Source organism: Skermanella sp. (assembly GCF_059503625.1).
In genome coordinates this window covers 1-3813 of the sequence record NZ_JCACHA010000118.1, presented here as the reverse complement: position 1 = coordinate 3813, position 3813 = coordinate 1, and the positions used below count along the sequence as shown (strand labels likewise).

The 3813-nt window shown below is 67.0% G+C and carries 3 protein-coding genes; all 3 read right to left on the bottom strand.

What is annotated here, in order from left to right; all coding sequences use genetic code 11:
- Positions 1-824: HlyD family secretion protein (locus AC5JJ6_RS03230; protein ID WP_496040664.1), on the bottom strand; the 824-nt coding region annotated here is incomplete at its 3' end.
- Between the two features lie 10 nt (positions 825-834).
- The gene (locus AC5JJ6_RS03225) at positions 835-2610 is read right to left on the bottom strand and encodes a type I secretion system permease/ATPase (RefSeq protein WP_496040663.1); all 1776 of its coding nucleotides are present in this window, start codon (positions 2608-2610) and stop codon (positions 835-837) included.
- Between the two features lie 197 nt (positions 2611-2807).
- Positions 2808-3813: calcium-binding protein (locus tag AC5JJ6_RS03220; protein WP_496040662.1), on the bottom strand; the 1006-nt coding region annotated here is incomplete at its 5' end.

The window sequence follows — 3813 nt, the reverse complement described above, 5'->3', positions numbered from 1 at the left end:
CGCAGTTCGGCCGTCACCTCGCTCTGCCGCTCGGCCCGAAGCGCCAGGATCTCCATCTCGGCCTCGGCGATCGCCTCACGGGCCTGGGCCATCCTGTTGGAGAACTCTCCCTGCTCGCCGTCCAGCTCGGCAGCGGCGCGCTTGAGCGCGAGCAGGCGCGGCTTGCGCTCAAGCCCCTTGTCGAACAGTTCCTGCACACCTTCCATTTCCTGCGCGATCAGGACCAGCTGACGGCCGCCCGAGTCCAGTTGGGCCTCGAAGGCCCTGATCTGCGCCCCGTACTGGGCAATACGCTGACGCGTCACCTCGATGCGCCCCTGCAGCGACGCCCGGTAGCTCTCGAAGATGCGCTGCTGGCCCGTCAGGATCTCGTCCATCTGCGCCTCTCCGCGCAGACTCTCCAGATCCTTCGGGAATACCAGGACATTCCTGCCGTCACGCTCGGCCAGCAACCTGGCCTCCTGGGCGGTATAGGCGCGGCGCTGATCTTCCAGCAGGGTCACCGTGGATCGGGTTTCCAGGTCGTCCAGCCGCATCAGCGTCTGGCCGGCCTCGACGCGATCGCCGTCGCGTACCAGGATCTCCGCGATGATGCCGCCATCCAGGTGCTGGATCGTCTTGCGGTTGGTGTCGGCCACGATGATGCCGGAAGCGACGGCGGCGCTGGCCAGGGGCGCCAGCGAAGCCCAGGTGCCAAATCCGCCAAAGCCGAGGACGGCCAGGGCTGCGCCGGCAAGCAGGGTGCGCCGGACCGGCGGGTACTCCGGCACTGTCGATGTGATAGACGCTGGAAAGTGGTCGTTGGTGTGAACAAGAGCGGTCATTGGGATATCCTCAGCTCGCCGTTTCGAGATGGTCCGCCTGATGGCGGCCGGTGCTGTCGGGGGCGGTCTGGTTCCCGGAGTCCTGGCTCCGGCGTGCCGTTGCTGGCTGCACCGCCTGAACCTGCTGGCGCTTGAGATGGTCGATCACCGCCGCGCGCGGGCCGAACAGCTGGAGCCGTCCCTGGGCCAGTACGAGAATGCGCTCGGTCTGGGCCAGGGTGCTGGGACGGTGGCCGATCATGACGACAGTGGCGCCGTTGTGCTTCAGGGTCGCGATCGCCCGGTTCAGGGCCTCGTCGCCCTCGACGTCCAGGCTGGCATTCGGTTCGTCGAGAACCACCAGCCTCGGATTGCCGTAGAGCGCGCGGGCCAGGCCGATCCGCTGACGCTGGCCGCCCGACAGCATGGCGCCGCCGTCGCCGATTTCCGTGTCGTAGCCCTCGGGCAGCCTCAGGATCATGTCATGGCAGTCCGCCAGCTGTGCTGCGGCAACCACCGCTTCCGGATCGGGATCGCGCAGCCGGGCGATGTTGTCGGCCACCGTGCCGGAGAACAGCTCGACATCCTGCGGCAGGTATCCGATGTGCCGCCCGATGTCGTCGCGCCGCCAGCCGAATATCTCGGCGCCGTCCAGCCGCACCGACCCGGCGGACGGAGGATGCAGGCCGACCAGCAGGCGGGCCAGGGTGGACTTGCCGGCGGCCGAGGCGCCGATCACCGCCACCGCCTCGCCGGGCCGTGCGTCGAAGGACACACCGGCGAGGAGCGGGCGATCACCACCCGGCGGGCGGAACACCAGGTTGTCCACCGTCAGGTATCCCGTCGGGGCGGGCAGGGGCAGGCCACTGGGGCGTCGCCGCGGCCGGTTGAAGAAGTCAAGGAGGCGCCGGCGCGAGGCGCGGGCGTTCGACACCTGCTTCCAGCCGCCGATCGCCTGCTCGACCGGCTGCAGGGCGCGGCTGAGGATGATCGAGCCGGCGATCATGGCGCCGCCGGTGAGTTCGTGCCGGACCACCAGCCAGGCGCCAAGTGCTAGAATGCCGACCTGGACCATCTGGCGCAGGAACTTGGTGACATTGAGCAGCAGCGCGCCGGTGCGCGCGACCTGGGCCTGGTTGTCCAGGGCTTCATTGTGGCTTCGCTCCCAGCGCCGGATGATGCCGGGCATCAGGTCCATGGCCTCGACGGCTTCGGCATTGCGCAGCGCCGCGTCAGCCGTGCGCATCGCGCGGCGGCCCGCGGCCCCGGCGGCGGCGAGAGGCCTGACTGTCAGGGCGTTATTGGCGATCGCCAGCGCCAGCAGCACCACGGTCGAGGCCACCGCCAGGTGGCCGAGGATCGGGTGCAGCAGGTAGATCACCGCGATGTAGACGGGCACCCAGGGTGTGTCGAACAGGAAGGTCACGCCGCCGGAGAAGAAACCGCGCAGCGCCTCCAGGTCGCGCAGAGCGTCGGCGCGCTCATTGCCGCCGGCCAGGACGGTGTCGATCGAGCGTTCCAGCGTGGCGGCGCCGAGGCGCCGCTCGAGCCATTCGCCCAGGCCGGACAGCACCCTCGATCGCAGATAGTCGAGAGCGCTCATCAGCGCCAGCGCACCGCCTGCGGCGAGTGTCAGAAACACAAGAGTTGACAGGCTGCCGGAGGCGAGAACCCGATCGAACACCTGCATCATGTACAGCGACGAGGTCAGCATGAGGATGTTGATCAGCAAGCTGAAGCCGGCGATCCAGACCAGCGGCCGGCGGCAGCGCTTGAGGGCTTCAGACAGCGGACGGTCATGGGTCATGGTCAGGCGTTCCATCGAGCTTGAAATCGGAAAATCATGATTGAGGGAAGCGTATCGCTCCGGGGGCAAGGATCGCTGTTTCCCGGCAGTGCCCGGATCCCGATCGGGCGAAACTTACAGCGCAGGGAAGGAGAGGTTGCCGGACAGGCCCGGCGTTTCCGCCGGGCCTGTTTCCCTTGCTGGCTGCCGATGCCCGATCAGACGATGAAGAACTTGTCGATGCCGTGCTGGAAGTCGGCGATTTCCGAGAACTTCTCGACAAAGAACGTGTCGTGTCCAGCGCCGCCGAACAGCTTGTCGTGGCCCTTGCCGCCGACCAGTTTGTCGTCGCCGGCATCGCCCTTCAGGACGTCGTCACCGAACCCACCGATCAGGTGATCGTTGTGAGCGCCGCCGGACGCCTCGACCGCAACGTGGGACTTGGACGCGTCCATGAAGTCCTTGCCGTCGCCACCCTTGAAGAAGATCTTGTCCACGCCGCTGCCGTTCATGTTGCCGACGATCAGCTTGTCGTCACCCCCGCCGCCGCTGACATCGAGCTTCTCGATGTTTTTGTCAGTCAGCTTGAAGGGAACCAGGTTGACCCGGTCGAACACGAAGCTGTTGTTACCGGTGCCCTTGACCACGAACTCGTCGCCCGCCGCATTGGCGCCGTTGACGACCTGGGTGTCCCTGCCGGAGCCGCCGTTGTTGAAGTCGGAGCCGTCGCCGTTGTTCCAGACGATGGTGTCGTTGCCGTGCCCGCCGTTGTGCTTGTCGGAGCCGCGGTTGCCGACCAGGACGTCGTTGCCGGCGTCGCCGTTCAGCTCGTCGTTGCCCGAGCCGCCGAGCAGCGTGTCGTGGCCGTCGCCGCCCCACGCCTTGACCGGAACCGACGTGGCGCTGGCATCCAGGCTGTCGTTGTCGGCTCCGCCCTTGAAGTGGATTTCCTTCAGGTCGGATCCGGCCAGATCGAACACCTTGAGGCTGTCATGACCGCCGCCGCCATTGACTTCCAGCTTCTCGATGTTCTTGTCGTTGAGCTTGAACGGCACGAGGTTGACGCGGTCGAACAGGAAGTCGTTGCCGCCAGCGCTCACCTCGAAGGCATCGCCCGCGGCATTGGCGCCGTTGACGACCTGGGTGTCCTTGCCGGAGCCGCCGTCGTTGGTGTCGGAGCCATCGCCGTTGTTCCAGACGATGGTATCGTCGCCGTGCCCGCCG

What these genes read in the sequence shown, in the direction of transcription:
- AC5JJ6_RS03225 (WP_496040663.1), bottom strand. Translation starts at nt 2,610, where the DNA reads ATGACCCATGACCGTCCGCTGTCTGAAGCCCTCAAGCGCTGCCGCCGG.